The sequence below is a fragment of the Methyloceanibacter methanicus genome, assembly GCF_001723285.1.
GTDB classification, from domain to species: Bacteria; Pseudomonadota; Alphaproteobacteria; order Rhizobiales; family Methyloligellaceae; genus Methyloceanibacter; species Methyloceanibacter methanicus.
Map to the genome: position 1 here is coordinate 58780 of NZ_LPWG01000002.1, position 20651 is coordinate 79430.

The window sequence follows — 20651 nt, forward strand, 5'->3', positions numbered from 1 at the left end:
GTCAAGCGCGCCCGCGTCTACGAGCTCGGCCTCTCGTTGGCGAAGCGCGGCACGCCATGAGCCGGGCCCGCGTGCGCGCCTATCGCGCCGGGATCATGGCGGAGACCCTCGCGGCATGGCTCTACCGGCTCAAGGGCTATCGCATTGTGGCGCGGCGCTACCGCTCGCCCGTGGGCGAGATCGATCTCGTTGCCACGAAGGGCCAGCGGCTGGCCTTCGTGGAGGTCAAGCGGCGGAAAACGCGAGACGAAGCCGCCTTTGCCGTGACGGCGAAACAGAAGCGGCGCATCGTGCGCGCCGCCCAATACTGGATCGCCAGTCATCCGGCCTTTGTCGGGTATGCCATCGCCTTCGATGTGGTGCTGTGTGCGCCGTGGGCGCTCCCGCGCCACGTGGAAAACGCGTTTCCAACCTAGAACCGGGCGCGAGGCTGGCCACTGCGGCGCTTGAAATGGATGCCCTCAACGCGCAAGTTCCGCCCCAACGAAACGGCCTTTGCCCGAGACCGGCGTCGGCCTTCAGACCTAACAGGACATCATGGCTCTCAAAGTCGCCTTCCAGATGGACCCGATCGAGCGCATCGATATCAACGGGGATTCGACCTTCGCGCTTCTCTTGGAGGCGCAGCGGCGCGGCCATGACGTGTTCTACTACACCCCGCCCAATCTCTCCCTGAAGGACGGGCGGCTGATCGCCCACGGCCACAGCCTCACGGTCGAGGACAAGCCGGGCGATCACTACCGGCTCGCACACCCGCGCAACGTGGACCTTTCCGACTTCGACGTGGTGCAGCTCCGCCAGGACCCGCCCTTCGACATGGCCTATATCACCACGACGCATCTTCTGGAGCGGTTGCAGCCCGGCACGCTCGTGGTCAACGACCCCGCCTCGGTCCGCAACGCGCCGGAGAAAGTCTTCGTGCTCGACTTTCTCGACCTCATGCCGCCGACGCTGGTGACCCGCTCGCCGGACGAGATCCGCGCCTTTCGGGACGAGCACAAAGACATCGTGGTGAAGCCGCTCTACGGCAATGGCGGGGCCGCGATCTTCCGCATCGCCGAGGGCGACACCAATCTCAACTCGCTCATCGAATTGCTCGGCCAGACCTTTCGCGAGCCCATCATGGTCCAGCGCTACCTCCCGGACGTGCGCGCGGGCGACAAGCGCATCATCCTGGTCGACGGCGAGGTGGCGGGCGCCATCAACCGGGTGCCGGCCGCGGACGAAACGCGTTCGAACCTGCATGTGGGCGGCACGGCCAAGGCCACCACGCTGACTCCGCGCGAGGACGAGATCTGCGCGCGGCTCGGTCCGGCGCTCAAGGAGCGCGGGCTCATCTTCACCGGGATCGACGTGATCGGCGACTACCTCACCGAGATCAACGTCACCTCGCCCACGGGCATCCGCCAGGTGAAGGAGTTCGGCGGCAACGACATCGCCGCCATGATCTGGGACGTGGTGGAGAAGAAGGTGGCGGCGCGCTAGGACCGCTCGCGCCGTCTTGCACGCGCGCGCGCCACACGGCCAGCGCATGGGCCCCGAGGCCAATGCCCCACCCGGCCGCAACCCAAACGAACCAGTGGCGCGGCGGATCATGAGACAGCGCCAGCCCGGCACACAACCCAACGACGGCGAGGTAGACACCTGCGTGGATCAAGAATCCGAGCGGGATCGAATCGGTCTTCATGGGCGAAGACAAACACGATCATGGCGAATTTGGCAGACCTCCCGTTTGTTCTCCTAATGTTCTTGCGTGCACGTACACGCTGCGATAGCATTGCCCCCGGCAACCAAACGGGGGTTCGGACATGTTCGCGCGGGTTACGACGGTCGCATTCGAGGGCATCGAGGCCCGCGCGGTGGATGTCCAGGTGCAGATCAGTTCCGGCATGCCGGCCTTCACCATCGTGGGCCTGCCCGACAAGGCGGTGGCCGAGAGCCGGGAACGGGTGCGCGGGGCACTGAACGCCATCGGGCTGGCGCTGCCCCCCAAGCGCATCACTGTGAACCTCGCCCCCGCCGATCTTCCCAAGGAAGGCAGCCATTACGATCTCCCCATCGCCCTTGGGGTCATGGCGTCCGCGGGCGCGATCGCGCCGGATGCCATCGAGGGCTATTGCGTCCTCGGCGAACTGGCGCTCGACGGGTCGATCGCCACGATCGCCGGCGCGCTGCCCGCGGCCATCGGGGCCAATGCCATGGACAAGGGGCTGATCTGTCCTGAAGCGTGCGGGCCCGAGGCCGCCTGGGCGGCGTCCGACATGCCGATCCTGGCGCCTGGCGATTTGTTGCAGCTGCTCAATCACTTCAAGGGCCTCCAGACCTTGCGGCGGCCGGAGCCCGATCTGGAGGCTGAAGACGAGGCCATGCCGGATCTCGGCGACATTAAGGGGCAGGAGACGGCCAAGCGCGCGCTCGAGGTCGCGGCCGCGGGCGGGCACCACTTCCTGATGGTGGGCCCGCCGGGTTCGGGCAAGTCGATGCTGGCCAAGCGGATGCCCTCGATCCTGCCGCCGCTCGCACCCGCCGAGATGCTGGAAGTCAGCATGATCCGGAGCCTTGCGGGCGATTTGGCCGGCGGCCGCATCGGCCGCAACCGGCCCTTCCGCGCGCCCCATCACTCTGCCAGCATGGCCGCGCTGGTCGGCGCGGGAACGCGGCCGCGCCCCGGCGAGGTGGCGCTGGCCCATCTCGGGGTCCTGTTCCTCGACGAATTGCCCGAGTTCAATCCGCAGGTCCTGGACGCCTTGCGCCAGCCGCTCGAGAGCGGCGAAACCGTGATCGCCCGGGCCAATCACCGCATCGCCTATCCGTCCCGGGTGCAACTGGTCGCGGCGATGAACCCGTGCCGCTGCGGCCACGCGGGCGAGCCGGGCCATGTCTGCCGTCAGGGCCCCGCTTGCGCGGATCGCTACCAGGCCCGCATCTCCGGGCCGCTGCTCGACCGGATCGACCTGCAAATCGAAGTGCCCGCCGTGTCCGCCGCCGACCTCGTTCTGCCACGTTCCGCCGAGGGGAGCGCCGAGGTGCGGGACCGCGTCGCCGCGGCGCGAACCCGCCAGACGGCGCGCTACCAACGGCTTGGTCTGCCTCTCGTGCGCACGAACGCGCAGGCCGACGGCGCCGTGCTGGAAGAGGTCGCTGCGCCCGATGCGCAAGGTCTCGCCCTTCTGCGCGACGCGGCCGGCACCCTGTCCTTGAGCGCCCGCGGCTACCATCGGACCTTGCGCGTGGCACGGACCCTGGCCGACCTCGACGGGGCCGAAACCGTCTCCCGGATCCATATCGCCGAGGCGCTGAGCTATCGCGGCGAGGCCCTGCGCCGGGCCAAAGTGGCCGCCTAGCGCGCTTTTTGGCCGATTTCGGCCTCTCAAGAGTTTCTCAAACTTTCTCTGCCAAGCTCGGCGCCAATGAAAAGCCAGGGCAAATGTCCGGCATATAAACAGGCGTCAAGACAGTGCAGTACACAATCTGGCAGAGCTTCGGCGCTGACAGCGCCGGGAGTGCGCGTGCACCCATACCCATCGCGTGTCTCGCGCTGGTGCTGATCGGGTTGTCCCTGATCGGCCCGGCCGGACCGGTGGTGCTCACGCTCGCGCCCTTGCTCCTCGGCATCGCCCTCCTTGTCATGGCCGCGCGCTGGAACTCAGGACCCCGCCACGCACAGCTGGAATCCCTCGCTGCCCGCCTCGATTCAGGCCTCGAATCGATCAAAGACCTGCAATGGGAAATCCGTGAGCGCGAGGCGCGCTACCGCGACCTGCTCGACCACCAGGATGACGTGATCGCCCGCCGCGACGCCGACGGGATGTTGTCTTTCGTCAACGACGCCTTCTGCAAGACGTTCGGCGTCGAACGGCGCGACGTGCTGGGCCATCCCCTGTCGCTTCCGATCCTCGACAGCGAAGCGACTCAAGACACGGGACAACGCAATGGCGTGCGCGACACCCGTGTGGTCGAGCTTTCGACCACGTCGGGGCCGCGCTGGTTCGTCTGGGAGGATTCCCCCCTGCCAAGCGAGCACGGCGGCCCTAGCGAAATCCAAAGCATCGGACGCGACGTCACCGAACAACGCGCGGCGGAACTTGCCCTGGCGCAGGCCCGCGACCAGGCGATGACCGCAAGTCAGGCCAAGTCGCGATTCCTCGCCTCGATGAGCCATGAAATCCGTACACCGATGAACGGCATTCTCGGCATGACGGACCTGTTGCTCGACACCAAGCTCTCGCCGGAACAGATGACGTATGCGCGCGCCATCTCGACGTCCGCGACCACGCTGCTGAGCCTCATCGACGAAGTCCTCGATTTCTCGAAGATCGAAGCGGGCAAGACGGACTTGCGCCCGGCGCCGTTCGATCTCACCGAGACGGCCCAGGGCGTCGTCGAGCTTCTCGGCCCCCGCGCCCGCGACAAGGGGCTCGAGATCGGCTGGTTCGTCGCGCCCGATCTGCCGCAGACAGTTGTGGGCGACCAGGCGCGAATCCGGCAGGTTCTGATGAATCTCGTGGGCAACGCGATTAAATTCACCGAGCAGGGCGGCGTCGCTCTGACCGCAAAACGCGCCGAAGACTCCTCCGATCCGGAGCGGACGGTCGTGCGCTTCGACGTGACCGATACGGGGCCCGGCGTCCCACCACAGGCCCTCGAACGCATCTTCGCCGAATTCGAGCAAGCCGATCAGGCCCCGGCGCGCCGCCACGGCGGGACGGGGCTTGGCCTTGCGATCTCCAAGGGGCTAGTGCGAGCCATGGGCGGCCAGATCCGGGTTGCCAGCGAGCCGGGGGCGGGCGCGACCTTCACCGTCGAGTTGCCGCTGGGAACGCCGAAAGACACGCCGGCGCTGCGGGCCGCGTGGCCAACGCCGCGCGACGACGACAAGGTCTTGATCCTCCTCGACGGCGGCACCGAGGCCGCCGTGGTCAGCGACCTCATCACCTCCATGGGCGCCTCGGCGACCCGCGTCTCGGCGGACGAGGCCGTGCGCGTGGCGCAAGCCGCGGCCGACAAAGGCGCACCCTACACCGCGCTGCTCACCGATACGGCCAACGCCGGCAAGAGCGGCCGCGCGATCCTCCCGTTCCTGGCCTGTGCCCCGGGGCAGCCGGCCCCGCGCGCTGTCGTCACCATCGACCCCGGGGAACGCAGCGCCTATGCCGCACTAGCCGCGCAAGGTTTCAACGCCTATCTCGTACGCCCGGTCCGGCCGGTCTCGGCGCTCACGCAACTCTTCGCGCGCAGCCAATGCCTGAGCAACCCGTGACACGGCTCAAGGGCGCCCACCCCGCCGGCGGGCGGGCGCGTCCTGCGGCCGGTCTCGCAATCCTGCTCGCCGAAGACAACGACATCAACGCTCTGCTCGCACGCACCGTCCTCGAGAAGGCGGGTGCCACCGTGAGCCACGCGCGGGACGGCGCCGACGCCATCACCAAAGCCAAGAACGCGCTCGAAACCGGGCGCGGGTTCGATCTGGTCCTGATGGATATCCACATGCCGGATATGGACGGCATGGAGTCCGCTGCCCGTATTCGCGCGCTCTATGTCGCAGGGGCCGAACCGGGCGACGGGCGCCCGCCGATCGTGGCCTTGACGGCCAACGCCCTCGCCGAGGACCGGGCGGCCTACCTCGCCGCAGGCTTGACGACTACCTCGCGAAACCGTTTGAAAAGAGGGACTTGGAGGGTCTCCTCGCGCGCTGGCTGGGCAACGGCCTCTCGACCGGGGCGGGGGCGGCATAGGCGGTAGACGGCCTATCGTCCGTGGACCCGATTTCCACCGCCTGTCACATAGAGTTCGAATTGGTTTGCTAACCCGCTTCTGATGTGGCCGAATCGGGGTGGCCGGAGGGCCCTGCGATCCGTCGAGCGCTACTTGAGGCCTCGCGGCACGTTCCCCAAGATCGTCAGGTGGGCTGAACCATGCCGACAAAAATGATTCCGGGACGCTTTGCAGAAAAGTTTCTGGTTGGGGCCAAACTCCCCGGTTTGAACTTCCGGCCGGGCCCCCCCGGTGCGCTGCCCTTCATGGGCCGGGGCCGGCCCTTCTCGGCAGGGTTTCGGGGACGGTTTCAGCCCGCGCAAGTCTACGGCCGGATGGGCTCGCTCGAGGTACGGCTCGCACGCAAGAAGAGCGAAATCCGCCGCGCGCAACGCCTCCGTTATAAAGTGTTCTACGAAGAGATGGCGGCCACGCCCAACGCGCTGGCCATGCTGTCGCGGCGCGACGAAGACGCCTTCGACCCGATCTTCGATCATCTTCTCGTGGTGGACCATGGCGATGCCAACAAGAAGGGCTGGCGGCGCCCCAAAGTGGTGGGCACCTATCGCGTGCTCCGCCAGGACATCGCCGACGAGCACGACGGCTTCTACACCCAGGGCGAATACGACATCGCGCCGCTGATCCGGTCCAAGCCCGGATACAGCTTCATGGAGCTCGGCCGGTCCTGCGTGCTGAAGCCCTACCGCAACCGCCGGACGGTCGAGCTGCTCTGGCACGGCATCTGGTCCTATGTGCGCCAGCACGGCGTCGACGTCATGATCGGTTGCGCCAGCTTCCCCGGAGTCGATCCGGCGGAGCATGCGATGCCGCTCAGCTTTCTGCACCATACGGCCCAAGCGCCCGATGAGTGGCGCGTTTCAGCCCACGATCATCTGCGCGTCGACATGAACATGATGCCAAAGGAAGCGGTGAACATGCGCGCGGCGCTCAAGGCGATGCCGCCGCTGATCAAGGGCTATCTGCGGCTCGGCGCCTATATCGGCGACGGCGCCGTGATCGACCGGCAGTTCGGCACGACGGACGTCTTGATCATCCTGCCCGTCGAGCACATCAATTCCCGCTATTTCGCCCATTTCGGCGCGCCGGACGCGCTTTCGTCACCTATCTCCTCCGGTTTTGGCCCGTTGAACTGAGCCCTTGAACGGGGCCCTTAAACCGGGCGGGCGAACCGAACCGCCCCGCGCGCTGTCGCAACTCCGTTTGACGCCGTGTGGCGCGCTTCCTAAATTTCCGGTCATGGGTCATCCAGACGTCAGAGGCACCAAAGCCGCGGCCGACGCCGCCGCGGGATTGCGTCAGCTCAACGAACGTTCACGCGAGATCTTCCGGCGGATCGTCGAAACCTACTTGGAGACGGGCGAGCCCGTCGGCTCGCGCAATTTGAGCCGCGCGCTGCCGATGACGCTGTCGCCCGCGTCGGTCCGCAACGTCATGTCCGACCTTGAGGGGCTGGGCCTGATCTACGCGCCCCACACCAGCGCCGGCCGGTTGCCGACCCAGACGGGCCTGCGGCTTTTCGTCGACGGCCTGCTGGAGATCGGTGACGTTTCCGAGGCCGAACGCAGCGAAATCGAAGCCCGTATGGTCACCCGCGGCCGGCACCGGGGCGTCGAGGACTATCTCGCCGAGGCCGGCGAGATGCTCTCGGGCCTGTCGCGCTGCGCGGGCGTGGTCCTGGCTGAAAAACAGAGCAAGACGCTGCGTCATGTCGAATTCGTCAATCTCGGCCAGGGCCAGGCGCTGGCGGTTCTCGTGGGCGAAGATGGTGACGTCGAAAACCGCATCGTGACGCTCCCACAGGGCCTGTCGCCGTCCTCGCTGAGCGAAGCGACCAATTACATGAACGCGCGGATCGCGGGCATGACGCTGGAAGAGGCGCGCCGATGCGTCGAAACGGAAATCGAGGAACGCCGCGCCCAGCTCGACGCGCTCACGGCTCAAGTGGTCACCGATGGCCTGGCCACGTGGTCGGGCGAGGCGCACGACCGGCAAAGCCTGATCGTGTGCGGCCATGCCCATCTCCTCGAGGACATCAAGGCGATGGAGGATTTGGAGCGGGTTCGGCTCCTGTTCGAGGACCTGGATGCGAAGAAGGGGCTGATCCAGCTGCTCGGCCTGGCCGAACGCGCCGAGGGCGTGCGAATCTTCATCGGTTCGGAGAACAAATTGTTCTCGCTATCCGGATCGGCCCTCATCGTTTCGCCGTTCCAAGACACCGAGCAGAAGATCGTCGGCGTGCTCGGGGTGATCGGGCCTACGCGGCTCAACTATGCCCGTATCATTCCGATGGTCGACTATACCGCGCGGCTCTTGGGACGGCTCGTCCCGTAACGCGCGGGCCCCCGACCCGTGCCGGCCGGCAAGAGTGCTGCGCCGGAGCCGTCGGGTTGTCCCTTGATTTTTGTTCCCGCCCGGTCGATATCCGGGGCTCTTCCGATCAATTCTGACCCCCGAGAGCTTCGATGCCGGACGAACCTTCCGATCCACGCCAAAAAAACGATCCGCAGGCCAACCAGGCCGCGCCGGAGACGGCGCCGAACGCCACCGCCGGCACCGACGTTGCGGGCGACCTCGAGGCCCTGTTGGCGGAGAATGCGGACATGCGCGACAAGCTGTTGCGCACCATGGCCGACATGGAGAATCTGCGCCGCCGGACCGAGCGCGAAAAGGAAGACACGTCGCGCTACGCTATTTCCAATTTCGCGCGCGACGTTCTGACCATCGGCGACAATCTGCATCGCGTCATGGAGCATGTTCCGGGCGAAGCAGCCGCGAAGGATCCGGCGCTCAAGAGCTTTCTCGAAGGCGTTGAGCTGACGGAGCGGGAACTGATGAAGATGCTGGAGAAGCACGGCGTGACGAAGCTCGAGCCGCTGGGCCAGCGCTTCGACCCCAACCAGCAGCAGGCCATGTACGAGGTGCCGACCACCGAAGTGCCCGAAGGCACCGTGGTGCAGGTCATGCAAGCGGGATTCACCATCGGCGACAGGGTCCTCCGGCCGGCGCTCGTCGCCGTGTCCAAAGGCGGTCCCAAACCGGCCCCGGCGCCCAAGCCCGCGCCACAGGAGCCGCAAAGCGACGGCTTCGGTCCGGGCCGCGCGGCCAACGACGACGCGCCGGGCAAAGGCTAGGCCGCAACGCGGCTAGGTGGAGACGGGGTTCGCCGGCTTGGTGACGCGGCGGAGCGTCAGATTGAAGCGCCCACCCTCATCGAGAAGACCGCTCGTTTTGGATAGCACGCGATCGATGCCGTGATAGGCGAGCCGGTCCGCACCGCCCAAGACGACCACATCGCCGGACTGCAGCTCAAGCGTCCGCGACGGCGCCTTCCGCGTGGTACCGCCCACGCGAAAGATCGCCGTATCGCCCAGCGACACGGACAGGACGGGCGCGGTGACGTCCTCCTCGTCGCGATCCTGATGCAGCCCCATCTTGGCCCCGCCACTGTAATAGTTGATGAGGCAGGCTTCCGGCGGGTGCGGGTAGTCCGCGAGCGCAGCCCAGAGCGCAAGAAGCCTTTGCGGTATCGCCGGCCACGGCGCGCCGGTTTCGGGATGCGTGGCCTGATAGCGGTAGCCGCGCGTCTTGTCCGTGACCCACCCCAACGAACCGGCATTGGTCATCCGGACCGACATGGGCGTGCCTGAGCGGGGCATGGTCGGAACGAACAAGGGCGCCTCGCCGACAATCGCGCGGACATCGCCGAGTAGCGCGGCCTGGGCCTGCGCGTTCAATTTCTTTGGGAAATACAGCATGCGTCCTTTGCCGCCGGGGGCCCTCTCGCCTAGGGTCGCACTCTAGCGCTTACGCGCCCCGGCGGTAGAGCGTTTCCAGGGACGGATCTGATGAGCGAAGCGACACCGGCCAATACCGACGGTTACATCCACAGCCGCGACGAGCAGGAATACGCGCGGTTGCGGAACCAGGCAGAGATGTGGCAGGGCGCGTCGGAGGCCCTGTTCGACGAAATCGGGCTCGCGCCCGGCATGTCCTGCCTCGACGTGGGCTCCGGACCGGGCTCGGTCATGCGGCTCATGGCGGACCGGGTCGGCGAGAAGGGCACCGTCACCGGACTGAGATCGACGGCAGTCTCGGGCGCCAGGCGCTCGCAGACCTGAAGACGGACGGCGGCGCTGACTTTCATCAGATTGAGGCGGATGTCCTGACAACCGAGGACCTGCCGGGGGCGCCCTTCGACCTGACCTATTGCCGGTTCTTTCTGATGCACATGCCCGACCCCGTCGCGATTCTCGAGAAAATGCATCGCTGGACGAAGCCGGGCGGCGTGATCGCGGTGCAGGAGTTCGATTTCGGTGCCATGACCGTGGAGCCGATCTGCCCTGCCATGACCGAGTTTTTCCGCCTGTTCGAGGGGGTTTTTCGCGGACATGGCCGCAACCTGCGGGCCGGGCGCCAACTGCCCGCCCAGTTCGAGGCCGCGGGCCTCGGCATCCCGGACGGAACGCGGGCCGAAGTGAAATTCCTCCCCATGAGTGGCATGGCGGCAATGTTAATCGGCGTTTACCAAGGACTTTTCGCCTCCGCCGTGGAACTTGGAATCGCCGACGACGCCCGCGCGGAAGCCTTCAAGAGGGAGATTGCGGAGGCCACCGCGGACGGCCGGTATTACTGCGTGACTCCAATCCTTATCGGGGCGTGGAGGCGCCTGGCGTGACAACCTGCGCCAACGATCGGATGCGACCCGTGTTCTCCTTGCGAGCCATAGGGCTGGCACCTATATAACCGCGGAACCCCGCACGATTTTCCGCCGCGGGGCGCTGCGAAACAATTGGGAACCGGTTCGCGCCGCTTCGAGCGAAGCCAGGCGCGTCAGTCAATCCCGGGCGCCGCGTCAGGGCCCGGACGGTTTGCCAGAAAGAGAGGCTCGGATATGGCGAAAGTTATTGGTATCGACCTTGGCACGACGAATTCCTGTGTCGCGGTCATGGATGGAACTAGCCCGAAGGTGATCGAAAACGCCGAGGGCATGCGTACGACGCCCTCCATGGTGGCGTTCACCGACGACGACGAGGCTTTGGTCGGACTGCCGGCGAAACGCCAGGCCGTTACCAATCCGGAGAACACTTTGTTCGCAATCAAGCGGCTGATCGGCCGCCGCTGGGACGACCCCACGGTTGCGAAGGACCAAAAGCTCGTTCCCTACAAGCTCGTGAAGGCCGCCAACGGCGACGCCTGGGTCGAAGCCCACGGCAAACAGTATTCACCCTCGCAGATTTCCGCCTACATCCTTCAGAAAATGAAGGAAACCGCCGAATCCCATCTTGGCCAGAAGGTCGAGCAGGCGGTCATCACCGTTCCGGCCTATTTCAACGACGCGCAGCGCCAGGCGACCAAGGATGCGGGTAAGATCGCCGGTCTCGAGGTCCTTCGGATCATCAACGAGCCGACGGCCGCAGCGCTCGCTTACGGCCTCGACAAGAAGGACGGACAGACCATCGCCGTCTACGACCTCGGCGGCGGCACGTTCGACGTCTCGATCCTCGAAATCGGCGACGGTGTATTCGAGGTGAAGTCGACCAATGGCGACACGTTCCTCGGCGGCGAGGACTTCGACATGCGCCTCGTCGACTATCTCGCCGATGAGTTCAAGAAAGAGAACGGCATCGATCTGCGCAGCGACAAGCTCGCCCTTCAGCGGCTCAAAGAGGCCGCCGAGAAGGCCAAGATCGAGCTGTCTTCGACGCAGCAGACCGAAGTCAACCTGCCCTTCATCACCGCCGATCAGTCGGGTCCCAAGCATCTGACCATGAAGCTGACCCGCGCCAAGCTGGAAAGCCTGGTGGAGGACCTCATCAAGCGCACCATCGCCCCGTGCGAAGCGGCGCTGAAGGATGCGGGTCTGAAGGCCGGCGACGTCAACGAGGTGATTCTCGTCGGCGGCATGACCCGCATGCCGAAGGTCGCCGAGACCGTGAAGACCTTCTTCGGCAAGGAGCCCCATAAGGGCGTGAACCCCGACGAGGTCGTGGCCATCGGCGCGGCGATCCAGGCCGGCGTTCTGCAGGGCGACGTCAAGGATGTTCTGCTGCTCGACGTGACGCCGCTGTCGCTGGGTATCGAGACGCTGGGCGGCGTGTTCACCCGCCTGATCGACCGCAACACCACGATCCCCACCAAGAAGAGCCAGGTGTTCTCCACCGCCGAAGACAATCAGAACGCGGTGACGATCCGGGTCTTCCAGGGCGAACGCGAGATGGCCGCGGACAACAAGATGCTCGGTCAGTTCGATCTTGTTGGCATTCCGCCGGCGCCGCGCGGCGTGCCGCAGATCGAAGTGACGTTCGACATCGATGCCAACGGCATCGTCAACGTCTCGGCGGCCGACAAGGCGACCGGCAAGGAGCAGTCGATCCGCATTCAGGCGTCCGGCGGTCTGTCCGACGCGGATATCGACCGCATGGTCAAGGAAGCCGAGAGCCACGCCGAGGAAGACAAGAAGCGCCGCGAGCTCGTGGAAGTGCGCAACCAGGCCGAGGCGCTGGTCCATTCGACCGAGAAGATGCTGTCCGACTTCGGCGACAAGGTCTCGGCCGAGGACAAGTCGGCGGTCGAGGCCGCCGCGGCGGACGTGAAGACCGCCGCCGAGGGCGAGGACGTCGAAGCCATCAAGCAAAAGCTCGACGCGCTGGCGCAGGCTTCGATGAAGCTGGGCGAAGCGATGTACCAGTCCAGCCAGGCCGAAGGCGGCGATGAGGGCCCCTCCGCGGATGCGGGCGGGAGCGCCGACGAGAACGTAGTCGACGTCGACTTTGAGGAAGTCAAGGACGACGACGACAAGAAGTCCGCGTAACGCGAGTTCCAACAAGGCAGCGGAGTCCCCGATCCTCGAAGGGGACTCCGCCGAAAGCCCAATAAGAGGCCCGCATGCGGCCCGTTCGCCGGCGAACGGGGCATGGAGGGTCCGGAGGGGTGGATGGCGAAGCAGTGTTATTACGAGGTTCTGGGCATTGACCGCGGAGCCGGCGACAGCGAAATCAAGTCCGCGTTCCGGCGCCTTGCGAAGGAATGTCACCCGGACCGGCACGGCGGAGACCCCACCGCCGAAGACCGTTTCAAGATCGTCAACGAAGCCTATGAGGTGCTGAAGGATCCGCAGCGCCGCGCTGCCTATGACCGGTTCGGCCATGCGGCTTTCGACGGCCGCTCGGGCTTTGGCGGGTTCGGCGGTGGCGCCAGCGCCCACGGGTTTGGCTCTGACTTCTCCGAGTCCATGTCGGCCATGTTCGACGATCTCTTCGGCGAGTTCATGGGCGCGCGGCGCCCCCGGCAGCGCTCGGGCCGCGCGCGCGGGGCGGACCTGCGCTACAACATGCAGATTTCGCTGGCGGAGGCCTATGAGGGTCGCAACGCGCAGATTCGCGTGCCGACCAGCGTGACATGCGAGGACTGCTCGGGTTCGGGCGCCAAGGCCGGGACGGCTCCCGTCACGTGCCGCACCTGCGGCGGCGCCGGCAAGGTGCGTGCGAGCCAGGGCTTTTTCACCATCGAGCGCCCGTGCCCCACATGCGAGGGCCGTGGCGAGATCATCGAGGACCCGTGCCCCAGTTGCGACGGGGCCGGCCGCGTCACGCGGGAGCGGACTCTCTCCGTGACCATCCCCGTGGGCGTCGAGGACGGCACGCGCATCCGGCTCGCCGGGGAAGGCGAGGCGGGGTTGCGCGGCGGACCGCCCGGCGATCTCTACATCTTCCTTGCGATCAAGCCCCACGAGTTTTTCCAGCGCGACGGCGCCGATCTGTTTTGCCGGGTGCCGATCTCCATGACCACGGCCGCGCTCGGCGGACAGATCGAGGTGCCGACGATCGACGGCGGGCGCAGCCGCGTGAAGATCCCCGAGGGCAGCGAAAGCGGCCGGCAGTTCCGGCTCAAAGGCAAGGGCATGCCCGTGCTGCGCTCCAAGCAGCAGGGCGACCTCTATATCCAAGTCGAGGTCGAGACGCCGAAAAATCTCACGCGCAAGCAGCGCGATCTCCTGCGGGAGTTCGAGGCGGAGTCGAACGCGCAGACGAGCCCTGAGTCGGAAGGCTTCTTCGCTCGGGTGAAGGAATTCTTCGACGGCATCGGCGAATAGCGGACGGCGCTTTTCCTCGACGCAATTCGTTCGGGCGATTTCCACTTCTGCCTCTTTCGCCGCCGCGGAACGATCCCCACATGTGTTCTCGCGCGGACGACAGGAGAGCGGCACCGGCGCGCTTTGCCGGTTAGGCCACGGCGGGCACGCGCCAATGCTCAACAAGGACGGAGACGCCAATGCGGTTGTTGTTTTTCGCAGGGAGCGCTCGAGAGGGATCACACAACAAAAAGCTTGCCCGTCTGGGGCAGAAGGTCGCGGAGGCAAACGGCATCGAGGCTGTTTTTGCCGATCTCTGCGACTATTCCATGCCGATCTATCACGGTGACCTCGAGGACGCGGAGGGCGTGCCGGAACGCGCGCAGGCCCTCAAGGCGCTGCTTGCCGAGTACGATGGCGTGATGATCGTGACGCCCGAGTACAATGCGGGCATCCCTGCCTTATTGAAGAACACGCTCGATTGGGTGAGCCGGGTCCGAACCGAGCCCGACGTGTTTCGCACCCGTGTCTTCGCCGTGTCCGGTGCCTCTCCCGGTTATTACGGCGCCATGCGCTCTTTGTTGCAGCTCCGTGAGATTCTCGCGGTAGGACTTGGCGCAACGGTCATTCCGCAGCAGATGGCGCTGCCTGGAGCCATGAAGGCGTTCGCGGAGGATGGGAGCCTGGTCGACGACACGCGGCAGAAGATGTTCGCCGATGTGGTCGAGGCTTTGGCCGTGGCGGCGCGAAAGTTCGCCGCGTAAAGCACGAACGTTTTGGGGGGATAGACATGACAGCGGACACCTTGGCACCAAAAGACCGAATCGTGGTGGCGCTGGACGTCGCCGATCTCGATGAGGCGCGCAAGCTCGTGACCGCGCTCGACGACAGTGTCGGCGTCTACAAGATCGGGCTCGAGCTGATCTATCGCGGCGGGCTCGGCTTCGCCGAGGACCTTGCGAAGGAGGGCCGGCGCGTGTTTCTGGACGCCAAGCTTCTCGATATCGAAACGACAGTGGAACGGGCCACCGCGGCGATTGCCGAAACCGGGGCGCAGTTCCTCACCGTTCACGCGACCGACCGCAAGACGCTGGATGCTGCCGTGCGCGGACGCGGGGACAGCGCGCTCAAACTTCTCGGCGTCACCGTGCTCACCAATCTCGACAGGTCCGATCTTTCGGAGCAAGGCATCGACATGCCGCCTCTGGCGCTCGTGCAGGAGCGGGCCCGGCTGGCGCAGGATGCGGGCTTCGACGGCATCGTGGCCTCCGGCAAGGAAGCGGCGGCGCTGCATGAGCGGTTGCGCAATTTTGTGATTGTCACGCCGGGCATCAGACCGGCTGGCGCGGCCGCGCAAGATCAGACTCGCGTCGTAACACCGGGCGACGCGATCGGGGCCGGCGCGGACTATCTGGTGATCGGACGCCCCATTACCCGCGCCGACGACCCGCGCGCGGCCGCCGAAGCCATCGCCGCGGAGATTGCAACTGTCGGCGCCTAGGCATCGGTGTCGCGGAAGGCGGTGAGGCGCGTGGCGATCAAGGCCGAAAGGCCGATGGCGCTGCCGTCGACCGCCACGATCTTGATGCGCGCCTTGGCACCTTGGATGACCGAAACGGTCGAGCGCGGCACGTCGAGCCAATCGGCGATCAGCTTTTCGAGCGCGGTATTGGCCCGCCCGTTCTCAGGGACCGCGCGAACGCGGGCTTTCAGGACCGGATCTCCGCCGAACTCTTCGACCCCTTCAACCGCATCGCGCGCGGCTTTCGGCGTGAGCCTCACGGCGAGCGCAACGCCGGTCTCCGTCTGACGGATCTTCAATTGGGGCGGGGCACGGCCCTGGCGAGGGTCGGCCATTGGAGGCCTCGCCACGGCGCACCTATACGAACGCCGGCAGCAGCCAGCCCAGCAGCACCACGTCGCGAATGAACAACAGGATGAGGATCAAGATCACCGGCGAGATATCGATCCCGCCGAGATTGGGCATGAAGCTCCGGATCGGGGCCAGCGCGGGTTCGGTGATCCGGTAGAGGGCGTCCGCGATCGAGTAGACGAAGCGATTGTTCGTATTGACCACGTTGAAGGCGATCAGCCAGCTCAGAATTGCGCTCGCAATCACGACCCAGATGAAGAGGTCGATCACAAGAGCAATGAATCCGATCAATGGCACCATGAAACGGCCCCTCCTCGCGCGGCCTCGGACCCCATGTAGCGGACGGGCACGCCAAAGGGCAAGCCCTCAGACGCAATGGCGAAAATCGCGCCCGGAACCGCGGTCTGGGGTTCGCGCCGGCACGTGACCCAAGCCAGCGCGAGAATCTCACCCTCGATGCGCGCCTTGCTTGACAGACCCCCGGACCGCTCCCTAAATGCGGGGCTCTGAAGGGGCCGTAGCTCAGTTGGGAGAGCGCAGCAATCGCACTGCTGAGGTCAGGGGTTCGACTCCCCTCGGCTCCACCACTTCCCCGATTTCAGGTCTTGTCGCGCTCGGTGTCACCGGCGCACGCATCCGGATGCGGAAGCGGCTTGGGTTCGACCGGCTTGCCCTCTTCGTCGCGCACCTGGAAGAACCAGCCCGACGAGGGAATCAGGAAATAGCCGGGCACGAAGCGGGCCAGCGCCACGAACGCCCGGTTGAGCCAGCCTTCTATGATCACCCAATTCCCGTGCTTGAAACGCCGGTACGTGGCCTCGGCCAGGCGGCCGGGCGTCATCTTCGGCAGGTAGAGGGCATAGCGCGAGTTCTCGGCGCCGCCGGCGGCGTGGATATCCGTTTCGATGACTCCCGGCGCCACCATGCAGATGCGCACGCCCGTCCCCATCACCTCATAGGCCAGAGCGCGGCTCCAGGAGATCATGGCCGCCTTCGTCGCCGCGTAGGTCGCGTGATAGGGCACCGGCATGAAACCTTCCACGGAGGAGACGTTCAACACGCCGCCGCTCCCCCGGGCGACCATGTCGGGCAGAAAGCGCCGCGTCAGGTCCATCACCGCGCGCAGATTGAGGTCGACGGTCTTGAGCAGCGCGTCCCGATCCTGATCCTGGAAGAAGCCGGCCGTCATCATGGCCGCGTTGTTGACAAGCGATTCGCAATAGAGCCCGTGGGTACACAGGGCCTCTTCGATCTTGTCGCAGCCTTCCGGCGTGGCGAGATCGCACGGCACGGCGTAGGCGCCCACACCGTGTGCTGCGGCCAAGGCCTTCGCAAGCTCGGCCAAGCCCGCCTCGTTGCGTCCGGCGAGCAGCACCGTGTGGCCGTTCTTGGCGAACTCTTCGGCCAGGGCGCGGCCGATCCCGCGCGTGGCACCCGTGATGACAGCCGCGGGCCTCAACGCCCCTCGCATTCCTTTCGCCGAGTCCATACCTGCCAAGTGCCGTCCTGTGTTCACAGTCATGCCGCCGATCGAGCGGCAAGCAAGCACCGAACGCCCGCAGGTGCAAGCCATCGGTCATGCCAATTGGTACAAGCGCCCTTCGGAACCGGCCGCTCCCGTGGCATCTTCGGCCCTGGACAGAAAACACGTTGCGGCCGAGGACGCGACAATGGCGGCTGAAAGCAGGACAGCGCACGCTGAAACATTCGGCACCGTTACGCTGACGAGCCCCGACAAGGTGCTCTATCCCGAGGTCGGCCTGACCAAGCACGACCTCGCCCAATACGACGCCCGAATCGCCGCGTCCATGCTGCCTTACGTGGCGCGGCGGCCCATCAGCCTTGTGCGCTGTCCCGAAGGGCTCGGCGGCCCGCGGTTCTTCCAACGGCACGCGACGAAGGGTATGGCCGATGCGATCAAGCAAGTCCGGGTACCGGGCGGCGAGACGGACAGGCCGTATCTGTATATCGAGGATGCGGACGGGCTCTTTGCGCTGACGCAAATCGGGACGCTGGAGATTCACGACTGGGGCGTGTCCGTCGACAAGCTCGAATCTCCGGACCGGCTGGTGCTCGATCTCGACCCGGACGAAGCATTGGATTTCGGCATGCTCCGTAGCGCCGCGCGCGAAGTCCGCGATCTCCTCGCAGAACTGGGCTTGACCGGTTTTCTCAAGGCCACCGGAGGCAAGGGCGTGCATGTGGTGGCACCGCTCACGCCTCGGGCCGGCTGGCCCGAGATCAGGGCCTTCGCCCGGGCCCTCGCCGATACGCTCGTGGAACGGGCGCCCGATCGATACACGGCCAATCCGCTCAAGCGCACCAGGACCGGCAAGATCTTCATCGACTACCTGCGCAACGGCCGGGGCAGTTCGGCCATCTGCAACTATTCGCCTCGGGCAAAAGCCGGGGCGCCCGTCGCCACCCCGCTGCGCTGGACGGAATTGGCCCGGCTCCAGAGCGGGGCGCCCTACACGGTGGAAACTCTGCCTCGGCGGCTTGCAGGCCTCAAGGACGACCCCTGGGAGGGCTTCTTCGACACGGCGCAGACGATCACGGCCCGCGCGAGAAAAGCGCTCGGACTCGTCTAGCGGCGCGAAACCGAGACCCCCCCGCCGCGCGCCGCGGAGCTCTGGTCGTACCGGCATTGAAGAATTGTTCAGAACCTTTGGCACAATGTCTTGCCCATGTTGGGGGCTCGTATTGCGTATCCGGCCGCGGCTCTGGCGGCGGCGGTTTTTCTCAGTTCGTGCGGCGGCGGCGGCGTACCGCACGACAGCCGGGCGGAATGGCGCGACCGCGCCGAGGCGAAGTGCATGGCCTCGGGCCATGTGCGCGCCTCGTCCTATGTGACGCAGGTCTCCTCGATCCGCGGCCGCAGCGCGTGCGGCATTTTGGCGCCGCTGCGGGTCTCGGCCGCGCTCGGAGGCCGGGTTCAGATCTCCCCGCCCGCGACGATCGGCTGCCCCATGACGGCGGCGCTGGACCGCTGGATCCACAACTCGGTGCAACGGGCGGCCATGCGCCAGTTCCGTCAGCCCGTGGTGGAGATCAAACAGATCTCGTCCTATAGCTGCCGGGGCCGGAACGGCAGGACCACGGGAAAACTGTCCGAACATTCCTTCGGCAATGCCCTGGACATCGCCGGATTCACCTTGGCGGACGGACGGACCATCACCGTCGTCAAAGGCTGGTGGCGCGGCTCGCAGCGAGAAAAGGCTTTTCTGCGCGAGGCGTTCGCGGGGGCCTGTCGGGAGTTCTACACGGTCCTCGGACCGGGCAGCGACCGGGCTCACTACAACCATTTCCACGTGGACCTTCTGGTCACCAACGTGTCGAAGGGTGGCGGCCACTACTGCCGCCCCCAGCCCAAGAGCGGCCTGTTCGCGGCGGTGGAGGACGACGATCCCGTCTCGACGGCCTCGGTCAAACCCATCCCCTTCACCGGGCCACGCGAATCGACACCGCAGGTGCCCGCGTTCACGCTGGGACCGAGCGATTAGGGAGAAAACAGCCGACTGTGGCCCTAGAGCAACTTCGCAGCCGCACCATTGGGGTATGATCGTCACGGGGAAGAATCGCACCAGGAACGCTTAAACCCAGCCGCAAGCCCTTGTTCTTCCTTGGGCTTCGTTCGATTGGAGGACGCGATGGCAGCCGAATCGTTGGTGCAGATGCTCGAGGAAATCGCCGTAGGGCTGAAATCGGGCGATGAAGAAGTCTATGGCTGGCTTCGGGATCAACTCAAAGAGTGCGGCGGGAGCGAAGTGTCCGTCGAACTCGCCATGGGGGTGATCGCACGGCTCCTGCCCGAAGAAGCGCAGGGCAGTATCGAACTGGCCGAGCACTATAGCCGCCGCTGGGCCCACTAACCGGCTCTGTCGGGCGTTCCCCGCTAAGACGGGGTTGCAAGCGCGTCTCTCAGGCGCCGCCATTCCGTTTCCGTTCCCGGAAGACCAAACCGCAAGAGCTGCTCATTCCCGTCGAAACGCCGCACGAAGACGCCTGCCTCGCCGAGCCTTTTGAACATTTCCTGAGCATGCCGGCTGCGAACCAGACAGAAGAGATCGGTCTTGCCGACCGGCTCCAGATTCGCCTTGCGAAGCAGGGCCTCGAGCCGCTTGGAGGCCGCCCTCAGATCGATCCGTGTACTGTCTATCCAGGCCCGGTCGGCAAGCGCGGCCGCGCCGATCGCAAGCGCGGGACCCGAGACCGGCCAAGGGCCGAGGCGTGCTCGCAAGTGGCACGCCAATTCGCGGCCAGTCACCGCGAAGCTGAGGCGCATACCGGCGAGACCGAAGAACTTGCCGAAGGACCGCAACACCGCAACGGGGACCTCTTCGACGCTATCGGACATGGTTTCGCCGTAAGGCCCCACGTCCATGAAGGCCTCGTCCACTACCAAGACGCCGCCTTGCGCCTTTTGATGCGCGGCGAGGCTCAACAGATCGTCTTTGGCTGCAAGCCGTCCATCGGGATTGTTGGGATTGACGACAACGGCCAGAGAGGCGCCGCAGAGCTCGGCGAGCGTCCAGACCGTCTCCACCTCATGACCGGCAAACGCCGCCACACGCGCATGCTCGGCGTAAGTCGGACGGAGGATCGCGGCGCGTCCCCGCGGAATCCGGTCGGCGATCAACGCCATCAGGACCTGGCTTCCCGGCGCCGCCACCACGTTGTCCGCGGAGGGCGCGCCATAGTAGGCGGCTGCCAGCTGCGTCAGGCGTTCGAGCGCGGCGGGTTCCGGCAGATGCGCGAAGTCTTCCCGGACAAGATCCGCGATAGGATAGGGATGGGGGTTGACGCCCGTCGACAGATCGACAAATGGCTCGGGCGCATGGGGAAAGAGCGCCCGCGCGGCACCGAGATCGCCGCCATGACTCAATGGCGCGTCGGTCAACGGTCCCGCGATCGAAATGGCGGAGCGTCTGG

General features: G+C 65.9%; 23 protein-coding genes and 1 tRNA gene. 18 read left to right on the forward strand and 6 right to left on the reverse strand.

Annotated features, from left to right (window positions below; genetic code table 11):
• The first annotated feature begins 56 nt into the window (after window positions 1-56).
• On the forward strand, window positions 57-416 hold the full coding sequence (locus tag AUC68_RS00870; protein WP_069435919.1) for a YraN family protein: 360 nt from the start codon (window positions 57-59) through the stop codon (window positions 414-416).
• Between the two features lie 121 nt (window positions 417-537).
• Window positions 538-1485 carry a glutathione synthase gene (gshB, locus tag AUC68_RS00875; protein WP_069435920.1) on the forward strand — a complete coding sequence of 316 codons (948 nt, stop codon included), beginning with the start codon at window positions 538-540 and terminating at the stop codon, window positions 1483-1485.
• Here the strand turns inward: gshB and AUC68_RS18495 are convergent.
• Window positions 1385-1687 (reverse strand): 2TM domain-containing protein, encoded by a 303-nt coding sequence (locus tag AUC68_RS18495; RefSeq protein ID WP_083240267.1) that lies wholly within the window; start codon window positions 1685-1687, stop codon window positions 1385-1387. The genes gshB and AUC68_RS18495 overlap by 101 nt on opposite strands.
• Before the next feature lie 121 nt (window positions 1688-1808).
• Between AUC68_RS18495 and AUC68_RS00880 the strand changes: the two genes are divergently transcribed.
• The 6 genes from AUC68_RS00880 to grpE all read left to right on the forward strand — a co-directional run bounded on the left by AUC68_RS00880 (window position 1809) and on the right by grpE (window position 8906).
• Window positions 1809-3344, forward strand: coding sequence for a YifB family Mg chelatase-like AAA ATPase (locus AUC68_RS00880; protein WP_069435921.1), 1536 nt, complete (start codon window positions 1809-1811; stop codon window positions 3342-3344).
• Window positions 3345-3457: 113 nt separating this feature from the next.
• Window positions 3458-5260, forward strand: a complete 1803-nt coding sequence (locus AUC68_RS00885) for a PAS domain-containing sensor histidine kinase (RefSeq protein ID WP_141701025.1) — start codon at window positions 3458-3460, stop codon at window positions 5258-5260.
• A complete protein-coding gene (locus tag AUC68_RS00890) occupies window positions 5257-5742 on the forward strand; it encodes a response regulator (protein ID WP_069435923.1) in 486 nt (161 codons plus the stop codon). The genes AUC68_RS00885 and AUC68_RS00890 overlap by 4 nt, the downstream gene beginning before the upstream one ends.
• Window positions 5743-6020: 278 nt before the next feature.
• Window positions 6021-6908, forward strand: a complete 888-nt coding sequence (gene olsB, locus AUC68_RS00895; RefSeq protein WP_425283203.1) for a l-ornithine N(alpha)-acyltransferase — start codon at window positions 6021-6023, stop codon at window positions 6906-6908.
• A 103-nt stretch (window positions 6909-7011) separates the two neighbouring features.
• A complete protein-coding gene (gene hrcA / locus AUC68_RS00900) occupies window positions 7012-8106 on the forward strand; it encodes a heat-inducible transcriptional repressor HrcA (protein WP_069435925.1) in 1095 nt (364 codons plus the stop codon).
• A 131-nt stretch (window positions 8107-8237) separates the two neighbouring features.
• Complete coding sequence (gene grpE / locus AUC68_RS00905) at window positions 8238-8906, forward strand: nucleotide exchange factor GrpE (protein WP_069435926.1); 669 nt, start codon at window positions 8238-8240, stop codon at window positions 8904-8906.
• A 12-nt stretch (window positions 8907-8918) separates the two neighbouring features.
• Here the strand turns inward: grpE and AUC68_RS00910 are convergent, their stop codons facing one another.
• Window positions 8919-9530 (reverse strand): alpha-ketoglutarate-dependent dioxygenase AlkB, encoded by a 612-nt coding sequence (locus AUC68_RS00910; protein ID WP_069435927.1) that lies wholly within the window; start codon window positions 9528-9530, stop codon window positions 8919-8921.
• Between the two features lie 90 nt (window positions 9531-9620).
• Between AUC68_RS00910 and AUC68_RS17290 the strand changes: the two genes are divergently transcribed.
• From AUC68_RS17290 to pyrF, 6 genes are all read left to right on the forward strand, one after another.
• Entirely contained in the window at window positions 9621-9893 is a 273-nt protein-coding gene (locus tag AUC68_RS17290; RefSeq protein ID WP_069435928.1) for a hypothetical protein, read from the forward strand.
• Window positions 9890-10450 carry a methyltransferase domain-containing protein gene (locus AUC68_RS15420; protein ID WP_342027309.1) on the forward strand — a complete coding sequence of 187 codons (561 nt, stop codon included), beginning with the start codon at window positions 9890-9892 and terminating at the stop codon, window positions 10448-10450. Before AUC68_RS17290 ends, AUC68_RS15420 begins: the two co-directional genes overlap by 4 nt.
• A 216-nt stretch (window positions 10451-10666) precedes the next feature.
• Window positions 10667-12586: a molecular chaperone DnaK gene (gene dnaK, locus AUC68_RS00925; RefSeq protein WP_069435930.1), complete on the forward strand. Its 1920-nt coding sequence runs from the start codon at window positions 10667-10669 to the stop codon at window positions 12584-12586.
• Window positions 12587-12709: 123 nt separating this feature from the next.
• A complete protein-coding gene (gene dnaJ / locus AUC68_RS00930; protein ID WP_069436096.1) occupies window positions 12710-13867 on the forward strand; it encodes a molecular chaperone DnaJ in 1158 nt (385 codons plus the stop codon).
• A 179-nt stretch (window positions 13868-14046) separates the two neighbouring features.
• The gene (locus tag AUC68_RS00935) at window positions 14047-14610 is read left to right on the forward strand and encodes an NADPH-dependent FMN reductase (RefSeq protein ID WP_069435931.1); all 564 of its coding nucleotides are present in this window, start codon (window positions 14047-14049) and stop codon (window positions 14608-14610) included.
• A 26-nt stretch (window positions 14611-14636) separates the two neighbouring features.
• Window positions 14637-15347 (forward strand): orotidine-5'-phosphate decarboxylase, encoded by a 711-nt coding sequence (gene pyrF / locus AUC68_RS00940; RefSeq protein WP_069435932.1) that lies wholly within the window; start codon window positions 14637-14639, stop codon window positions 15345-15347.
• Here pyrF and AUC68_RS00945 read toward each other — a convergent pair.
• Window positions 15344-15703: a DUF167 family protein gene (locus AUC68_RS00945; RefSeq protein ID WP_069435933.1), complete on the reverse strand. Its 360-nt coding sequence runs from the start codon at window positions 15701-15703 to the stop codon at window positions 15344-15346. The two genes, pyrF and AUC68_RS00945, sit on opposite strands and share 4 nt — an antisense overlap.
• Before the next feature lie 22 nt (window positions 15704-15725).
• Entirely contained in the window at window positions 15726-16019 is a 294-nt protein-coding gene (locus AUC68_RS00950) for a YggT family protein (protein WP_069435934.1), read from the reverse strand.
• A gap of 211 nt (window positions 16020-16230) precedes the next feature.
• On the opposite strand from AUC68_RS00950, the gene AUC68_RS00955 reads away from it, so the two are divergent.
• A tRNA-Ala gene (locus AUC68_RS00955) sits at window positions 16231-16306 on the forward strand.
• 11 nt (window positions 16307-16317) lie between these two features.
• On the opposite strand, the gene AUC68_RS00960 is transcribed toward AUC68_RS00955, so the two are convergent.
• Window positions 16318-17178: an SDR family NAD(P)-dependent oxidoreductase gene (locus AUC68_RS00960; RefSeq protein ID WP_069435935.1), complete on the reverse strand. Its 861-nt coding sequence runs from the start codon at window positions 17176-17178 to the stop codon at window positions 16318-16320.
• A gap of 211 nt (window positions 17179-17389) precedes the next feature.
• On the opposite strand from AUC68_RS00960, the gene ligD reads away from it, so the two are divergent.
• From ligD to AUC68_RS00975, 3 genes are all read left to right on the forward strand, one after another.
• Window positions 17390-18310, forward strand: coding sequence for a non-homologous end-joining DNA ligase (gene ligD / locus AUC68_RS00965; RefSeq protein ID WP_158008191.1), 921 nt, complete (start codon window positions 17390-17392; stop codon window positions 18308-18310).
• A 96-nt stretch (window positions 18311-18406) separates the two neighbouring features.
• Complete coding sequence (locus tag AUC68_RS00970; protein ID WP_069435937.1) at window positions 18407-19222, forward strand: extensin-like domain-containing protein; 816 nt, start codon at window positions 18407-18409, stop codon at window positions 19220-19222.
• Between the two features lie 147 nt (window positions 19223-19369).
• Window positions 19370-19591: a hypothetical protein gene (locus AUC68_RS00975; RefSeq protein ID WP_141701026.1), complete on the forward strand. Its 222-nt coding sequence runs from the start codon at window positions 19370-19372 to the stop codon at window positions 19589-19591.
• A gap of 23 nt (window positions 19592-19614) precedes the next feature.
• Here the strand turns inward: AUC68_RS00975 and cobD are convergent, their stop codons facing one another.
• Window positions 19615-20619 carry a threonine-phosphate decarboxylase CobD gene (gene cobD / locus AUC68_RS00980; protein WP_244500328.1) on the reverse strand — a complete coding sequence of 335 codons (1005 nt, stop codon included), beginning with the start codon at window positions 20617-20619 and terminating at the stop codon, window positions 19615-19617.
• Between the last annotated feature and the right edge of the window lie 32 nt (window positions 20620-20651).